This is a genomic window from Qipengyuania flava (assembly GCF_019448255.1).
GTDB lineage: Bacteria > Pseudomonadota > Alphaproteobacteria > Sphingomonadales > Sphingomonadaceae > Qipengyuania > Qipengyuania flava_A.
Genome location: NZ_CP080410.1, coordinates 2,153,918 through 2,169,078 on the forward strand (window position 1 = coordinate 2,153,918; position 15,161 = coordinate 2,169,078).

General features: G+C 65.2%; 16 protein-coding genes. 5 read left to right on the forward strand and 11 right to left on the reverse strand.

The window, feature by feature from the left end; translation table 11 throughout:
- Positions 1-123: 123 nt before the first annotated feature.
- Positions 124-681 carry a LemA family protein gene (locus KUV82_RS10660; RefSeq protein WP_219954254.1) on the reverse strand — a complete coding sequence of 186 codons (558 nt, stop codon included), beginning with the start codon at positions 679-681 and terminating at the stop codon, positions 124-126.
- 66 nt (positions 682-747) lie between these two features.
- Between KUV82_RS10660 and KUV82_RS10665 the strand changes: the two genes are divergently transcribed.
- A complete protein-coding gene (locus KUV82_RS10665; protein ID WP_219954255.1) occupies positions 748-1,698 on the forward strand; it encodes a DUF3137 domain-containing protein in 951 nt (316 codons plus the stop codon).
- 7 nt (positions 1,699-1,705) lie between these two features.
- Here the strand turns inward: KUV82_RS10665 and KUV82_RS10670 are convergent, their stop codons facing one another.
- From KUV82_RS10670 to KUV82_RS10690, 5 genes are all read right to left on the reverse strand, one after another.
- Complete coding sequence (locus KUV82_RS10670; protein ID WP_219954256.1) at positions 1,706-2,884, reverse strand: carboxynorspermidine decarboxylase; 1,179 nt, start codon at positions 2,882-2,884, stop codon at positions 1,706-1,708.
- A gap of 48 nt (positions 2,885-2,932) precedes the next feature.
- A complete protein-coding gene (locus KUV82_RS10675) occupies positions 2,933-3,886 on the reverse strand; it encodes a cupin domain-containing protein (protein WP_219954257.1) in 954 nt (317 codons plus the stop codon).
- Between the two features lie 66 nt (positions 3,887-3,952).
- Positions 3,953-4,561 (reverse strand): TetR/AcrR family transcriptional regulator, encoded by a 609-nt coding sequence (locus KUV82_RS10680; RefSeq protein WP_219954258.1) that lies wholly within the window; start codon positions 4,559-4,561, stop codon positions 3,953-3,955.
- Between the two features lie 44 nt (positions 4,562-4,605).
- Positions 4,606-5,553 carry a peptidyl-alpha-hydroxyglycine alpha-amidating lyase family protein gene (locus KUV82_RS10685; RefSeq protein WP_219954259.1) on the reverse strand — a complete coding sequence of 316 codons (948 nt, stop codon included), beginning with the start codon at positions 5,551-5,553 and terminating at the stop codon, positions 4,606-4,608.
- Positions 5,553-6,764, reverse strand: a complete 1,212-nt coding sequence (locus KUV82_RS10690; protein WP_219954260.1) for a saccharopine dehydrogenase family protein — start codon at positions 6,762-6,764, stop codon at positions 5,553-5,555. Before KUV82_RS10690 ends, KUV82_RS10685 begins: the two co-directional genes overlap by 1 nt.
- Positions 6,765-6,831: 67 nt before the next feature.
- Between KUV82_RS10690 and KUV82_RS10695 the strand changes: the two genes are divergently transcribed.
- From KUV82_RS10695 to KUV82_RS10705, 3 genes are all read left to right on the forward strand, one after another.
- Positions 6,832-7,791, forward strand: a complete 960-nt coding sequence (locus KUV82_RS10695) for a threonine ammonia-lyase (RefSeq protein WP_219954261.1) — start codon at positions 6,832-6,834, stop codon at positions 7,789-7,791.
- Between the two features lie 67 nt (positions 7,792-7,858).
- Positions 7,859-8,311 (forward strand): MAPEG family protein, encoded by a 453-nt coding sequence (locus KUV82_RS10700; protein WP_219954262.1) that lies wholly within the window; start codon positions 7,859-7,861, stop codon positions 8,309-8,311.
- A gap of 13 nt (positions 8,312-8,324) precedes the next feature.
- A complete protein-coding gene (locus KUV82_RS10705; protein ID WP_219954263.1) occupies positions 8,325-8,759 on the forward strand; it encodes an MAPEG family protein in 435 nt (144 codons plus the stop codon).
- 75 nt (positions 8,760-8,834) lie between these two features.
- Here KUV82_RS10705 and trxB read toward each other — a convergent pair whose 3' ends face one another.
- Together trxB and KUV82_RS10715 are read right to left on the reverse strand one after the other, a co-directional pair.
- The gene (gene trxB, locus KUV82_RS10710; protein WP_219954264.1) at positions 8,835-9,818 is read right to left on the reverse strand and encodes a thioredoxin-disulfide reductase; all 984 of its coding nucleotides are present in this window, start codon (positions 9,816-9,818) and stop codon (positions 8,835-8,837) included.
- A gap of 62 nt (positions 9,819-9,880) precedes the next feature.
- Complete coding sequence (locus tag KUV82_RS10715; RefSeq protein ID WP_258319727.1) at positions 9,881-10,690, reverse strand: tyrosine-protein phosphatase; 810 nt, start codon at positions 10,688-10,690, stop codon at positions 9,881-9,883.
- Between the two features lie 78 nt (positions 10,691-10,768).
- On the opposite strand from KUV82_RS10715, the gene KUV82_RS10720 reads away from it, so the two are divergent.
- Positions 10,769-11,224, forward strand: coding sequence for a response regulator (locus KUV82_RS10720; protein WP_219954265.1), 456 nt, complete (start codon positions 10,769-10,771; stop codon positions 11,222-11,224).
- Here the strand turns inward: KUV82_RS10720 and KUV82_RS10725 are convergent.
- From KUV82_RS10725 to otsB, 3 genes are read right to left on the reverse strand one after another with little or no spacing between them, the layout of a single operon-like run.
- Positions 11,221-12,567, reverse strand: coding sequence for an alpha,alpha-trehalose-phosphate synthase (UDP-forming) (locus KUV82_RS10725; RefSeq protein ID WP_258319728.1), 1,347 nt, complete (start codon positions 12,565-12,567; stop codon positions 11,221-11,223). The two genes, KUV82_RS10720 and KUV82_RS10725, sit on opposite strands and share 4 nt — an antisense overlap.
- 41 nt (positions 12,568-12,608) lie before the next feature.
- On the reverse strand, positions 12,609-14,396 hold the full coding sequence (locus tag KUV82_RS10730; protein ID WP_219954266.1) for a glycoside hydrolase family 15 protein: 1,788 nt from the start codon (positions 14,394-14,396) through the stop codon (positions 12,609-12,611).
- Positions 14,393-15,136: a trehalose-phosphatase gene (gene otsB, locus KUV82_RS10735; RefSeq protein ID WP_219954267.1), complete on the reverse strand. Its 744-nt coding sequence runs from the start codon at positions 15,134-15,136 to the stop codon at positions 14,393-14,395. The genes KUV82_RS10730 and otsB overlap by 4 nt, the downstream gene beginning before the upstream one ends.
- Between the last annotated feature and the right edge of the window lie 25 nt (positions 15,137-15,161).

A 15,161-nucleotide genomic window follows, 5' to 3' on the forward strand; every position in this document is an offset into this window, starting at 1 on the left:
GGGAGCGGCGCATATAGACGGATTCTCATGGGCCGCAAGTGAATATGCAGCTTAAATGCGCAAGGACCGCAAAGGTTGCGCCGGGGCGCTTGTGCGGTGGGCTGTTGCCGGGAAAGGGCCTTGTTAGAAGGCGACCTGGGGGACCTGGTCGACCGTGCCCTTCTCGCTGTCGTCGAGGCGGTGGAAATCCGCCTCCTTGAAGCCGAGCGCACCGGCAAACAGGATCGCCGGGAAGCTTTCGCGCCCGGTGTTGTAGCGCGAAACGGCCGCGTTCAGCGCGCGGCGGGCGGCGGCCAGCTTGTCTTCCACATGGGTCAGTTCCTGCTGGAGTTCCTGAAAGTTGGCCGAGGCCTTGAGGTCGGGATAGGCTTCGCCCAGCGCCAGCAACCGGTCGAGCGCGACGCGCAGCTGCTGTTCATCGCCCGAGGACATCGGCCCGCTCGCGGCCTTGGCGCGTGCTTCGATCACCTGCTGGAGAGTTTCCTGCTCGTGGCCGGCATAGCCCTTCACCGTGTTGACGAGGTTGGGTATGAGATCGTGCCGCTGGCGCAGCTGCGCATCGATATCGGCCACACCCTGCCGCACGTTCTGGCGCAGCGCGACCAGCCGGTTGTAGATACCGATGACGAGGATCACGAGCAGGGCAACTAGGCCCAGGATGACGAAACCAAAGAGATCCACGTTTTACCCCCCATTTGCGATTGCCCCGCTATGATAGGGGCAATGGGTTAACGGGGGAAGTAGGGCGTGATCGAGTATCCCGACGCCGACCGGCTGATGGCGGGCGATCTGGGCATGTGGCTGCAGGAGCAGGCGCAAACCCGCGCGGACGCCATCGCGCAGTCGTGGGACCGGGTCTGGAAGGCGGGCATGGTCCTGCTTCCGCTGGCGGCGTTCTTCCTCATCCTCGTCCCCTTCGAGCTCGGCCCCAAGCTGTGGCTGTGCGCGATCGCCTTTGGCGGTGCGTGGGTGTGGACGCAGGGGCCGAAGCGCGAAGCGAAAAAGCGGGTCAAGACGGGCATCAACGAAGCCATCGCCGGGGCGCTGGGGCTGCAGTACCATCACGATTGCGAAGACAGTGAAGCCTTCGAGACCGCCCGCGCCTTCGCGCTCCTGCCTAAGCACCAGAAGAGCGATTTCGAAGACCTGTGGGAGGGCGAGACCGCGGGCCACGCCTTCACCCTGCACGAAGCGCATCTGCAGGAGCGGCGCGGGTCAGGCAAGAACCGGCGCTGGGTCACCGTGTTTCGCGGCGCCATCGTGGCGATCCAGTTCGACCAGCCCTTCCACGGCACGACGCTGCTGGCGCGCAATGGGCAGTTCAAGCGCTTTTTCGGCGGGTCGAAGGACTCCATCAAATTGGACGGGATCGAGCTGCAGCGCGCCGACATGGTCAGCCCCCAGTTCGAGGATCGCTACGATGTCTACACCAGCGATCCCACCGAAGCGCGCTGGCTGATCCACCCCGAATATGTCGAGCGCCTGATGTCGCTGGAACACGCCTTCAAGGGCAAGAACAGCGCGGTGGTGTTCACCGGCGGGCGCATGGTGCTGGCGCTGGAAAGCGGCAACCAGTTCGAAAGCGGGTCGCTCGACCCCGGAGCCGACCGCGCGATGGTCGCCCAGACGATCGGGCAGTTCTCGCGCATCGCCGACCTTGCGCTGACACTGAACCGGATCCGACCGGCCGAAGGCTGAGCGCTGCCTAGCTCAGTCGGTCGCGGAAGGTGTCGTAGCCGAACTCCTTCACCAGCTCGAGCTGGTCGGTGTCGCTGTCCCACAGGTAGATGCTGGGCAGCTGCACGCCGTTGAAGGTGTTGGTCTTGACCATCGAATAATGCGCCTGGTCGAGGAAGGCGAAGCGCTTGCCGACCTCGGCACCGCCGGCAATGCGGTAGTCGCCGATGACATCGCCCGCGAGGCAGGAGGGGCCGCCGATGCGCACTTCGGGCGTCTCGTGATCGGTGCTCTCGCCGAGCATGGCCGGGCGATAGGGCGCCTCGATCACGTCGGGCATGTGGCAGGTGGCCGAAATGTCCGCGACCGCGATGGGCACGCCGTTGAAGCCGGTGTCGAGGATGGTGCCGACGAGGATGCCCGCATCAAGCGCCACCGCCTCGCCCGGTTCGAGGTAGATTTCCGCGCCCGTGTCTTCCATGGCGTCCTTCAGGAACTCGACCAGCTCCTCGCGCTGGTAATCGGCGCGGGTGATGTGGTGGCCGCCGCCCATGTTGATCCACTTCAGATGCCCGAACCACGGCTCGATCGCGTCGAACACCTTGTCCCAGGTGGCGTGGAGAGGCTCGAAGTCCTGTTCGCACAGATTGTGGAAGTGGATGCCATCGACCTGCGCCATGATCTCGGGCGTCAGCTGGTCCATCGGGAAGCCGAGGCGGCTGCCGGGGCTGGACGGGTCGTAACGCGGCACCTCGCCGGTCGCGTGCATCGGGTTGATGCGCAGGCCGACATCGAAATCCTGCCCTGCCGCGCGCGCCTGTTCGAGGATCAGCGTGGCGCGTTCGAGCTGGCCGGGCGAATTGAAGATGACGTGGTCCGACAGGCGCAGGACCTCTTCCAGCTCTTCCGGCTTGTAGGCAGCCGAATAGGTCGCGATCTCGCCATCGTAGAATTCGCTCGCGAGGCGCGCTTCCCACAGGCCCGAGGTGCACACGCCGTCGAGATATTCGCCGATGATCGGCGCGGTCGACCACATGGAGAAGGCTTTCAGCGCGGCGAGGACCTTGATGTCCGCTTCGTCGCGGATGTCGGCCAGGATCTGGCAATTGGCCCGCAGCCGTGCAGCGTCCACGACGAATGCGGGGCTGTCGACGCGGTTGAGGTCGAAATGGGCGAAGGCGCCCGGGTCGCCGGCTTTGGTTTCCATGCCCGCGCCCCTAGCGCCTTCGCGTCCCCGCGAAAAGCGGTTGTGGGCCTACTCGGCCTTGGGCTTCGGCGTGCCGAAGGGATAGGTCCGGTGGAATTCGTTGAGGTCCTGCAGGTAAGAAGGATAGGACGTGCCGAAAGCGAAGTCGGAATTGTCGCCATAGAGCACGAGCACGCCTTCTAGCGGTTCATCCCCATCGTTGACGATCTTGTGCTTCACGAAGGGCGCGATGAAGATGCTCATGCCCTTCTCCATACGCATCGGCCCGTCGTTCGAATGCAGCGTGCCCTTGCCAGAAGTGACGATAAACAGATTCGGCACCTGGCCGAATTCGAGCCGCGCGTCCTCGTTCACCACCTCGCTTGCGCCGATGGTGAAATGCATCACGCGAAAACCCTTCATCATGTGCAGCGCGGTCGCCTGTGCGCCGTGGGTCTTGAGCGCATTGTCGCGGCCGAAGCGCGTCACTTCGGGCACGCCCTTTGTGAAGAAGTGCGAGAGCACGAGATACATGTCGCCCTCGTCGCCCGAAGTGGATTTGAAGCCGTCCATGTCGCGCGTCTCCACGCCCACGCGGTCGCTGCCGAAGCTCTGCATGGCGGCGGTGCCGGCGTTCACTTCGCCGCTGGCGATCTTTTCGAGCACGGCGAGGCTGGCAATCTCGAAATACCAGGTCGGGGTCGCAGGCTTGCCGGCCCGGAGCGCCACGCCGTGCGGCCCGAAGCTGTGATCGGTCAGGCGGCCGCGCGCCGAAGGGGTTTCCTTGCGCTCGACCGTCACCGTCCACCAGTGCTGGCCGAGCTTGATGCCGAAGGTCGCATCGATCGCCATGGGATCTGAGACATGCTCGCTCGCCAATTCGCGCAGCAGGGTTTCCGCCCGCGCGCGGTCCGCCTCGCTCACGACGGCCTGCTGTTCGACCTGGTTGTTGTCCTGGGCCATAGCCCCTCCCGGCACCGCCAGCGCGGCAAGGCCGGCCAGCATCATCGACGTCATACGCATAACACACTCCCTATTGCTGTAATAGGGCGGTAATACACTCCGTCATATTTTAAGCAAGCGTTTAATTTACTCCAAGGCGCGCTCCATGATCGTGGCGAGCCCGTCGGCAAACTGGTCGAGCGTAGGGGTGGAGACGCCTTCCACCTCGCGCATCACCGCTTCGCGCACCGGAGTGGCGACGAGGAAGAGGATCAGCGGCCCGACGATGGAAAGGTGGACGATCTGCGGGTCCCAGGACTTGGCCGGCGCGCCATCGGGCAGCGCATCCAGAACGCCGCGGGTCAGCTCCATCATGCCGAGCAGCGTGCGCGAGGTTTCGGGATTGAGCATCCGGTCGGGCGCCATGTATTCGCGCAGCAGCATCGGCACGAGATGCGGCGTCGAGCCGATGGCGCGGGCAAAGGTGTGCACCAGCGCGCGCACCGGATCGCCCTCACCCATGCCCTCGGCCGCGATTGCCTGCGCGCGGCCTACCGCATCGGCCAGGATTGCGTCGTAGAGCCCGCCCTTGCCGCCGAAATGGTAGGACACCAGCGCCTGGTTGCAGTCGGCCGCCTCGGCAATGTCGCGCACGCCGGTCTCGGCATAGCCCTTGGTCGCGAAGAGCTGCGCGCCCGCCGCCATGATCGCGGCGCGGGTGTCGAGCGTTCTCTGTTGCAGCTTGCGTGTTGCCATTGTGGTGCGGAGCCTAGCAGCGCCCCGCGCAATCGAACAGCGCGCTACTCGGCTGCGCGTGCGAGGCTGAAGCGGACCACCCGGTTGCCGTAGACATCGGTGACATAGGCGTAGCCGTCGCGTCCGATGGCGATATCGTGCCCGAGGCTCGCGCCCTCGCCCTCGAGCCCCACGTCGAAGGACCGGTCGAGCGCGCCGTCCGGGCGATAAACCCGCACGATTGCCCCGGTGCGGTCGGCCCCGTCGCGTCCCTCGACCGCAGCCAACCACCCGCCGCCCAGCGTCGCGAGGCCATAGGTGTAGTTGCCACCGGGGGAGCTGCGCGTTTCGAGCAGTTCGCCCTCAAGCGAGAAGACCTGGATACGCGCGTTTTCGCGGTCGGCGACATAGATGCGTTCTTCATCCACCGCGATGCCGTGGGCGGTCGAGAACTCGCCCCATTCGCGCAGGAAGGCGCCGCTGCGGTCGAACTCCGCCACGCGCGTGTTCACATAGCCATCGGCCACCAGCACCCGGTTGCCGAGGAAGGCAATATCCGCCGGCCGGCCGAAATGGCTATCGTCCTGCGCGCTGACGCCGCGTTCGCCGAGCACCATTTGCTCCTCGCCATCGTGGCTGAAGGCAAACACCTGCTCGTGCGCGACATCGGTGATCCAGATGGTGTCGCCTGCGTCGATCGAGAGGCCGTGCGGCATCACGAAAGCGCCCGCGCCCCATTTCGCCAGCAGCGCGCCGCCCGGCGAAAACATGAACACGGTCGGCTCGGCTATCGGTTCGGCAGGAAACGGCTCTTCCCATTCGCGCCCTGCGCGGTGGAGCACGAAAACATGGCCGTGGCTGTCGACCTCGACCGCGCTGACCTGCCCGAAGACCGCGCCTTCGGGAATGGTGGGCCAGCTCTCGTCGATGACCGCGCGCGGGGCCTCCTCGCGCTCGGGCGCACCGCAGGCCGCGAGCGCCAGAAGGACACTTGCGGCCAGCGCGCTGCGCATCAGAAGTCGACCGGGCCGCCGAGTTCCTTGACCTGCCAGGGCAGGCCGTGGGCGTTGAGCATGTCCATGAAGGGATCGGGGTCCATTTCTTCCATGTTGAACACGCCGTCGCCTGCCCACTTGCCGGTGACCATCATGGCGCTGCCGATCATCGCAGGCACGCCCGTGGTATAGGAAACCGCCTGGTTGCCGGTTTCCTCGTAGGCGGCCTCGTGGCTGCAGATATTGTTGATGTAGAAGGTCTTCTCACCCGACCCGTCGAGCGCTTCGCCGGTGGCGATAACACCGATGTTGGTGTTGCCCTTGGTCGTCTCGCCCAGCGTTTCGGGCTTGGGCAGCACGGCGGCGAGGAACTGCAGCGGGATGATGTCCTTGCCCTGGTAGCGGATCGGCTCGATCCCGGTCATGCCGACGTTCTGCAGCACGGTGAGGTGCTTGATGTACTCATCGCCGAAGGTCATCCAGAAGCGCGCGCGTTCGAGTTCGGGATTGAACTTTGCAAGGCTTTCGAGCTCCTCATGGTACATCATGTACATGTTCTTCGGGCCCACGGCCTCGAAGTCGAACTCGACCTTCTTGCCCATCGCCGGGGTTTCGACCCACTCGCCGTCTTCCCAGTGACGCGCGGGCGCTGTCACTTCGCGGATGTTGATTTCCGGGTTGAAATTGGTCGCAAACGCCTGCCCGTGGTCGCCGCCGTTGCAGTCGAGGATGTCGAGCTGGCGGATGGTCTTCAGCTTGTGCTTCTTCAGCCACATGGTGAAGACGCTGGTCACGCCCGGATCGAAGCCCGACCCCAGCAGCGCCATCAACCCCGCTTCCTTGAAGCGGTCGTGATAGGCCCACTGCCACTTGTATTCGAACTTGGCCTCGTCCTTCGGCTCGTAATTGGCGGTGTCGAGGTAGTCGACGCCCGCTTCGAGGCAGGCGTCCATGATCGGCAGGTCCTGGTAGGGCAGCGCGAGGTTGACGACGAGGCTCGGCTGCACCTTGCGGATGAGGTTGACCATCGCGGGCACTTCTTCGGCGTCGATCTCGTAAGTCGCAACGCTCTCGCCCGTGCGCTCCTTCACCGAGGCGGCGATCGCCTCGCACTTCGACTTGGTGCGGCTGGCGAGGTGGATGTCGGAGAAGATGTCGGCGTTCATCGCCATCTTGTGGACGCAGACGGAGCTGACGCCGCCCGCACCGATCACCAGGACTGTCGACATGGAAATTCCTCTTCGTAAAAATCGAATCTTGCGAGCGCCCCCTAGCGAAATGCGTTAGGCCCGCCAAATGATCCACACCGATATGCGCAATCCGACCCGCGAAGGGGTTCTCGCCGCTGCCGATTCCATCGGCCGTATCCTTCCGCCGACGCCGCTCCTCCCGGTCGAGATCGACGGTGTGAACTGCCACGTGAAGGCCGAGAGCCTGCAACCGGTGGGCGCGTTCAAGATTCGCGGGGGCTGGTGGCGCCTGTCGAACCTGACGGACGAAGAGAAGGCGCGCGGTGTCGTCGCGGTCTCCTCAGGCAACCACGCGCAGGGCGTTGCCTGGGCCGCACGGCGGCTCGGCATCCGCGCGACCATCGTCATGCCGCGCAACGCGCCCAAGGTGAAGCTGGAGGCGACGCGCGCCCTGGGCGCAGACATCGTCCTTTACGAACGCCCGGGCGAGGACCGCGACGAGGTGGCTGCCAAGCTGATCGAGGAGAGCGGCGCGGTGCTGGTCCACGCCTTTGGCGACCCCTGGGTGATCGAGGGGCAGGGAAGCGCGGGCGTCGAGATCGAAGACCAGCTCGGACGCAGCCCGTCGCGCCTTCTCGCCTGCTGCGGCGGAGGCGGCCTTGCCGCAGGCCTCGCCCTCGCCTGCCCCGAAGCGGCAATCCACGTGGTCGAGCCGGTCGGCTGGGACATGGTCGGCCAGGCGCTGGAGGCAGGCGAGGTGGTGCGCGTTGGCGAGGATCCACCCAGCACCATTTGCGACGCGCTGCAGCCCGATGCGACCAAGCCGATCAACCTTTCCGTCCTGTCAGACCGCGCCGAGCCGGGCGTTGCCGTCACCGACGAAGAGGTTCGCGCCGCGCAACGCTTTGCGTTCGCCAAGCTCAACCTCGTCGTCGAACCGGGCGGCGCGGCGGCGCTGGCAGCGGCGCTCGCAGGCAAGGTCGAGCTCGACGAGGACACGGTGATCCTCATCACCGGCGGCAACACCGATGCCGCAAGCTTTGCCGCGACGCTGGCAGGCGCCTAGGATCGTTTGACAATCCCTCGGGCACACAGCAGTTTGCCAGCAAGGGTCGAGGAGGGAGAATACAACAATGCTAGCCCAGATGCTTGCACCGGCAGCGGTGCTCGTCGCGTGGTCGCTCGTCATGCTGTTCTGGACCGCGTTCACGCGGTTCCCGGCCATGGCGAAGAGCGGCATGGACCTCAAGAACGCCAAGCCCGGTGGGCGCGGCCAGGACCTTGAAGGGGTGATCCCGGACAAGGTGAACTGGAAGTCGCACAATTACGCCCACCTGATGGAACAGCCGACGATTTTCTACGCGGCGGTGGTCATCATCGCCCTGATGGGTCCCAGCGCAACCGATGCGCTGGCGGCCTGGATTTATGTCGGCATCCGCATCGTCCACTCGCTCTGGCAAGCCCTCGTCAACGTGGTCGGCGTGCGTTTCGCGCTGTTCGTCCTCTCGACGCTGGCGCTTGTCTACCTTGCCTATCGCGCGGTCGCGCTGACCGTGTTCCACGATCCCGGCCTAGCACCGGCCTGACGGAGATTTCCTGATGATAGAGTCGCAAATCCTGCAGCCGGTCGTCGCGCTGCTTGCCTGGACCATGGTCATGTGGCTGTGGATGTACGCCGTGCGTATCCCGGCGATGAGCAAGGCCGGTATCGAGCCGAACGACGCCCGCCAGACGGGCAAGCTCGACGAGGCGCTGCCCCCGGAAGCGCAGTGGAAAGCCCATAATTACAACCACCTGCACGAAGCGCCGACCGTGTTCTACGCGGTGGCGCTTGTGCTGGCGATGGTCGGGTATGGCGACGGGATGAACGCCCTGATCGCGTGGATCTACGTGGGACTGCGCGTCATTCACTCGCTGGTCCAGGCGACCGCGAATGTCGTGATGGTGCGCTTCGTGCTTTACGCGCTGTCGAGCGTGGCGCTGATGGTGCTGATCTTCCACGCCGCCATCGTGGTGTTCGACATCCACCTCTAGGACATCCACCTGTGACTAAGAAAAGGCCGGCCTCGCTTGGTGCGGGGCCGGCCATTCTTTTCTTCTAGCGAGAGCTTACTCCGCCGCTTCGGCCTCGTGCACATGGCCATCGGCGTCCATTTCCAGACCAGCAATGAAGCGCTCCGCGTCGAGCGCGGCCATGCAGCCCATGCCCGCCGCCGTCACGGCCTGGCGGTAGACGTGATCCGTCACGTCTCCGGCCGCGAACACGCCCGGCACATCGGTCTTGGGTGAACCCGCTTCGGTGAGCAGGTACCCGCTCTCGTCCATCGGCAGCTTGCCCTTGAACAGCTCGGTCGCAGGCGCGTGGCCGATGGCGACGAAGGCGCCGTCGACTTCCAGCGTGCTCGCATCGCCGGTCTGCGTGTCGCGCAGGTTGAGGTGGTGCAGCGCGCCATTGTCGCCAGCCTCGAAGCTGTCGACCGTCTTGTTCCAGATCACCGTGATCTTCGGGTGGTTGAGCAAGCGTTCCTGCAGGATCTTTTCCGCGCGCAGTTCGTCGCGGCGGTGGATCAGCGTCACATCGTCCGAATGGTTGGTGAGGTAGAGCGCTTCCTCGACCGCAGTGTTGCCGCCGCCGATCACGGCAACCTTCTTGCCGCGGTAGAAGAACCCGTCGCAGGTGGCGCAGGCCGAAACGCCCTTGCCGCCCAGCTCCTGCTCGCCCGGAACGCCAAGCCATTTCGCCTGCGCGCCGGTGGCAATCACGAGGACGTCTGCGATATACTCGTCGCCGCTGTCGCCGACCGCCTTGAAGGGCGAGCCGTTAGAGACGTCGACATCGACGATCGTGTCCCACATCATCCGCGTGCCGACATGTTCGGCCTGCTTCTGCATCTGCTCCATCAGCCAGGGACCCTGGATGACGTCGGCAAAGCCGGGGTAGTTCTCGACATCGGTGGTGATGGTCAGCTGGCCGCCGGGCTGGAGGCCCTGGACCACGATCGGCTCCATCATCGCGCGCGCGCCGTAGATGGCGGCGGAGTAGCCCGCCGGGCCCGAGCCGATGATGAGCATCTTGGTGCGATGGGTAGCCATGTCGTAAATTCCGTCAGTCTGAATGCGTGTTGCCCGCTATATGGGAAGCGTGGGGCGCTGAGTCACGCCACGAAGCGTGCAATCAATGCATCTCGCAGCGCGTCATCCACACCTATCGCCTTTTCCAGATAGCCGTCGAAGCTGCCGTGTCGCTCGCTCGCGATCTCGAGATAGCGGTCGAGATACTCCTCGCGCACGCCGAGCAGGTCCTTCGCCGCGCCTTCGTCGAGCTTGCGCCCAAGCCGCGCCTCGATGCCGGGCAGCGACTGGCGGGCAAGGATATCGAAGGTCGGGCTTTCGTTGGTGCGCAGGAACTCGCGGCGCTGGTCGTCTTCGGACACGCCGAGGATGTGGAGCAGCATGGTCGCCGCAACGCCCGTGCGGTCCTTGCCGGCGTAGCAATGGACGAGGCTCGCCCCTTCGCGTTCGACCAGGATGTTGAGATAGCGACCGAACATGTCGATCATCGCCGGGTTGTCGGGCATGCGGGTGTAGACCGCCAGCATGCGTTCGCGCGCGAAGTCGCTCGCGGTCATCTCGGGATCGATATCCATGTGCGGGGGGCTGCTGGTGGTCTCGCCCTCGTAGAACACGACCTCGCCATCGAAGCCCTGCACCCGGCGGCAGGGGTTGGCCGAACGCTCGCTCTCTCCGCGCAGGTCGATCACCGTGTGGATGCCGAGCGGCGCAATGGCAGCAAGGTCCTCGTCGGTCGCCTCGACATGATGGCCCGAGCGGTAGAGCAGGCCGGTCTTCACCGTGCCGCCCCCGCGCGTTTTCCAGCCGCCGTAGTCGCGGAAATTGTGGATGCCCTGGGTTTCGAGGAATGGATCGCGAATCATGCGCGCGACGGTGGCAGCGCGGCGGGACATGCGCAATTCTCCGTAGTCATCCGGATACCGGGCGGCCAAGCCTTGCGCCTATGCGGGCGGCGCAAGGAGATCGATTGTATGGCCCATGTCCTGATAGTGGATGACGATGAGATTGTTGCCGAAATCGCCGCCGGTGCGCTGATCGACGCCGGGCACGCCTGCGGCTGGGTGACGAGCGGCGAAGAAGCGCTCTCGCTGCTCAAATGGCGGCGGCCCGATCTCCTGCTCCTCGACCAGGACATGCCCGGCATGACCGGCGGCCAGGTGCTGCGCGCGCTGCGCAGTTCGGAGCGCAATTACGATCTTCCGGTGATCATGTTCACCGGCATTACCGGGGCCGAAGACGAGGCGGCGGCGCTGTACAACGGCGCGCAGGATTATTTGCGCAAGCCCTTCGATCCCAAGTTCCTGCTGCACAAGGTCAAGCTGGTGCTCGCCGCGCGGGCCGAACGGCCGCAACACCGCGACCTGCGCGATGTCCTGCGCGACAATTCCGGCTGGGGCGATGTGCCGCACCGACAGCGCGCGCTCTAGGCCACGCCGAGGTCCTTGAGAAAGCCTCTCGTCCAGTCCTGCACATTGTCGTCGCGCACGGTGGCGATCATCTTTTGATAGCGCGCCTTGCGCTCTTCCAGCGGCATGTCGAGCGCGGTGCGGATCGCATGGGCGATATCGTCCGGGCTGTGCGGATTGACCAGCACCGCATCTTCGAGCTGCGCGGCAGCGCCGGCAAAGCGCGAGAGGATGAGAACGCCCGGGTCTTCCGGGTCCTGCGCCGCGACATATTCCTTGGCCACCAGGTTCATCCCGTCGCGCAGGGGCGTGACGAGGCCGATCTTGGAGGCGCGGAAGAACCCGTAGAGCTCGCCGTGGCTGTATCCGCGGTTCACATAACGGATCGGCACCAGGTCGACTTCGCTGCGCGCGCCGTTGATCTGGCCGCACTTCTGTTCAAGCTCGGCGCGGATCTTCTGGTAGCTGTCGACATCCTCGCGGCTTGGCGGGGCGATCTGCACGAAGACAAGGTCGCGCACGCGTTCCTCGTTCTGGTCGAAGAAGCGCCCGATCCCGTCGATGCGTTCGGGAAGCCCCTTGGAATAATCGAGCCGGTCCACGCCGATCATAGCCGTACGGCCGCGGGTCGAGGCTACGAGCCGCTGCTCCGCCTTCCAGGCCTCCTTGGTATCGCCGAGCGCGGAGAAATGATCCCAGTCGATGCCGATGGGATAGGCCCGCGCGATGGTGGTGTGACCTTCGAAGGTGATCGTGCCCTTGGCCTTGTCGACCACCGCGCCGAACTCGTTCTCGCAATAGTGCAGGAAGCTGTCGAGCCACTCCTCGGTCTGGAAGCCGACCACGTCATAGGCCAGCAGCGTGCGCACCAGCCGTTCGTGATAGGGCAGCGAGACGAACAGGCGCGTGGGCGGCCAGGGTATGTGGAGGAAGAACCCGATCTTGTTCTTGAGCCCGCGCGCGCGCAGCCGCTCGCCCAGCGGGATCAGGTGGTAATCGTGCACCCACACCACGTCGTCGGGCTCGATCAGCGGAGCGGAAAGCTCGGCAAAACGTTCGTTGACGCGCTCATAGCCCTTTCCCGTCTCGCGCTCATATTGCGCGAGGTCGAGGCGGTAGTGGAACAGCGGCCACAGCGTCGAATTGGCGTAGCCGTTGTAATATTCCTCGATGTCGCGTTCCGACAGGTCGATCGTCGCGGTGGTCACGCCGTCGCTCGTCTGCGTGTCGATATTCCCGGTGCGCCCGCTTTCGCTTTGCTGGCCCGACCAGCCGAACCACAAGCCCTTGCGCGATTTGAGCGCTGCGTGAAGCGCCCCGGCAAGGCCGCCCTGCGCTCCGGCGGCGCCGCGCGCCTTGGGCACCGCGACGCGGTTGGAAATGACGACAAGACGGGATGGATCGGTCAGCGCACTTCACTCCACGGTTTGCTCAACAGCCCGGCGCAGTTGATTATACCGACCAGCGAGTAGGTCTGCGGGAAGTTCCCCCACAGCTCGTCGGTTTCGTAATCGAGATCTTCGCTGAGCAGGCCGGAGCGCGTGGTGTGGCTTAGCATGGAACAGAAGATATCGCGCGCTTCCTCCTTGCGACCGACCAGGGTGAGCGCCTCGATCAGCCAGAAGGTGCACACATTGAACGCGGTTTCGGGCGCGCCGAAATCATCCTCGGCGGCATAGCGCAGCATGTGATTGCCGCGCCGCAAATCGCGCTCGACCGCGGCAAAGGTCTTCACGAAGCGCGCGTCATCGGGCTTGAGGAAGCGCAGCTCGACCATCTGCAACAGGCTCGCGTCGAGGTAGTTGCTTTCGAAGCTGGCGCCGTAGTGTTCGCCCTCCTCGTCCCAGGCCTCGCTTTCGATCTTGGCGCGGATCGCCTCGGCGCGCTTGGTCCAGAAGGTCACCCGGTCGCCCTTGCCCAGCCGCGCGGCGACATTGGCCAGCCGGTCGCAGGCCGCCCAGCACATGACGGCGGAATAGGTGTGCACTTCCTGCCGCGTGCGGAATTCCCACAGGCCCGCATCGGGCTTGTCGTGCTTGGCCCAGGCGGCTTCGCCAACCTCCTCGAGATGCGCAAAATCGCGCTCGTCCGCCATGCGCAGCAGGCGCGTGTCGAAGAAAGCCTGCGCCGTCGGCATGACGATCTGGCCGTAGCAATCGTATTGCACCTGCTTGTAGGCCGCGTTGCCCACCCGTACCGGGCCCATGCCGCGATAGCCGGCAAGGTTCTCAGCCTCGAACTCGTGCAATTCGTCCGCGCCCATGACCGAATAGAGCGGCTGGATCTGCCCGCCGCGCGCCTGGTCGACGATATTGCGCAGATAGGCGAGGTACTTTTCCAGCACGTCGAGCGCGCCGAGCCGGTTCAGCGCCTGCACCGTGTAATAGCTGTCGCGGATCCAGCAGTAGCGGTAATCCCAATTGCGCTGCGTGTTGGCGGCTTCCGGGATCGATGTGGTGAGCGCGGCGACGATCGCGCCGGTTTCCTCGTGCTGGCACAACTTCAGCGCAATGGCCGCGCGAATGACCTCTTCCTGCCATTCGAGCGGGATGTGCAGCCCGCGCACCCAGTGCTGCCAGTAACGCGCCGTCATCGCTTCCATGCGACGCGCTTCACTGCGGATGTTGCCGACGAAAGGCTCGTCGGGGCCGAGGAAGAAGTGCTGGTCGCTTTCGACCCGGTAGCTGCGCCCTTCGAGGACATAGCCCACCGGCGCATCGGTCGACAGGCGCAGCGCCTGCGGTCCGATCAGGTAACGGATATGGTTGGTGCCGTTGGTGGTCTCGGCAAGCGCGGCGCCGTAATCCTTCATCGGCGCCAGCACCACGCGCATGCGCGGCGCACCGGCGACGGGGCGCACGATGCGCGTGTAGGCGACCGGGCGGTACATCCGGCCCGAGCGTTCGAAACGCGGCGCGAAATCGTGGATCTCTACCGCGCTGCCGTCCTCGCTTTCCAGCCGGGTGACGAGGATCGCGGTGTTGCGCTCGTAACGCTGCGATGTGCGGGTCTGCCCTTCCAGCTCGAAGCGCCAGATGCCCCGGTCGCGCTCGCTGCCGTTGAGGAGCGAACAGAACACCGGATCGCCATCGACACGCGGCACGCAGCCCCACACGAAAGCGCCCGCGGTGTCGACCAGAGCGCTGACCTGGCAATTGCCGATGGGAGAAAGTTCAAGATCCGCCTGCATCATATCTCCAACCAATGGTGCACTGCAGCAACGTTGTCGAGGCGGTATCGTGCCCGCTCGCTCGCCCGTTCGCCCACGGCAATGCCGAAACCGCCGAAGCGTTCGGCACCGCGAAAGCCGTCTTCGTCAGTTACATCGTCGCCCAGGAAGATCGGCGTCGCGCCGGCAAAGGGCGCATCGCTCATGAAGGCTTCGACCGCGCCTTCCTTGCTGGCTCCGGGCCGGACAAGCTCGGCAACCGCCTTGCCCCGCTTGACCGCAAGGCCGTGATCCTGCGCGATCGTTGCGGCGAAGTCCTGCGCCGCGTCCTCCCATTCGGGCCGCTGGCGATAATGCAGCGCGCCGCCATGGGCCTTGGTCTCATACCGCAGGCCGTGCTCTGCGGCGTAGGTGCGCAGGGCCTCGACCACCGCTTCGGGGAGCGGTTCGGGGGCCTCGCCCGCCGGGCGGCCGTTGGCGTGGAGCCGGTGGAGCCCATGCGATCCCGCGCGCGCAAGCTCCAGCGCACCGACATGGCGTTCGATATCGTCGAGCGCCCGCCCGCTGACCACGGCAAGCCGTCCGCCGATCCGCGCATCGAGGGCGTGGAGGCGGTCTGCCAGGCCTTGGGGGACATGGATGGCGTCAGGCGCCGGGGCGATATCCACCAGCGTGCCGTCGAAATCGAGGAACAGCGCAACCGGCCCATCGCCCAGCAACTGGCCGAGCGGCGGAGGGTCGGGAAGCGTCGTCGGGCCATCCATCGACCCAAGGCCTAGCGGCTTGGGC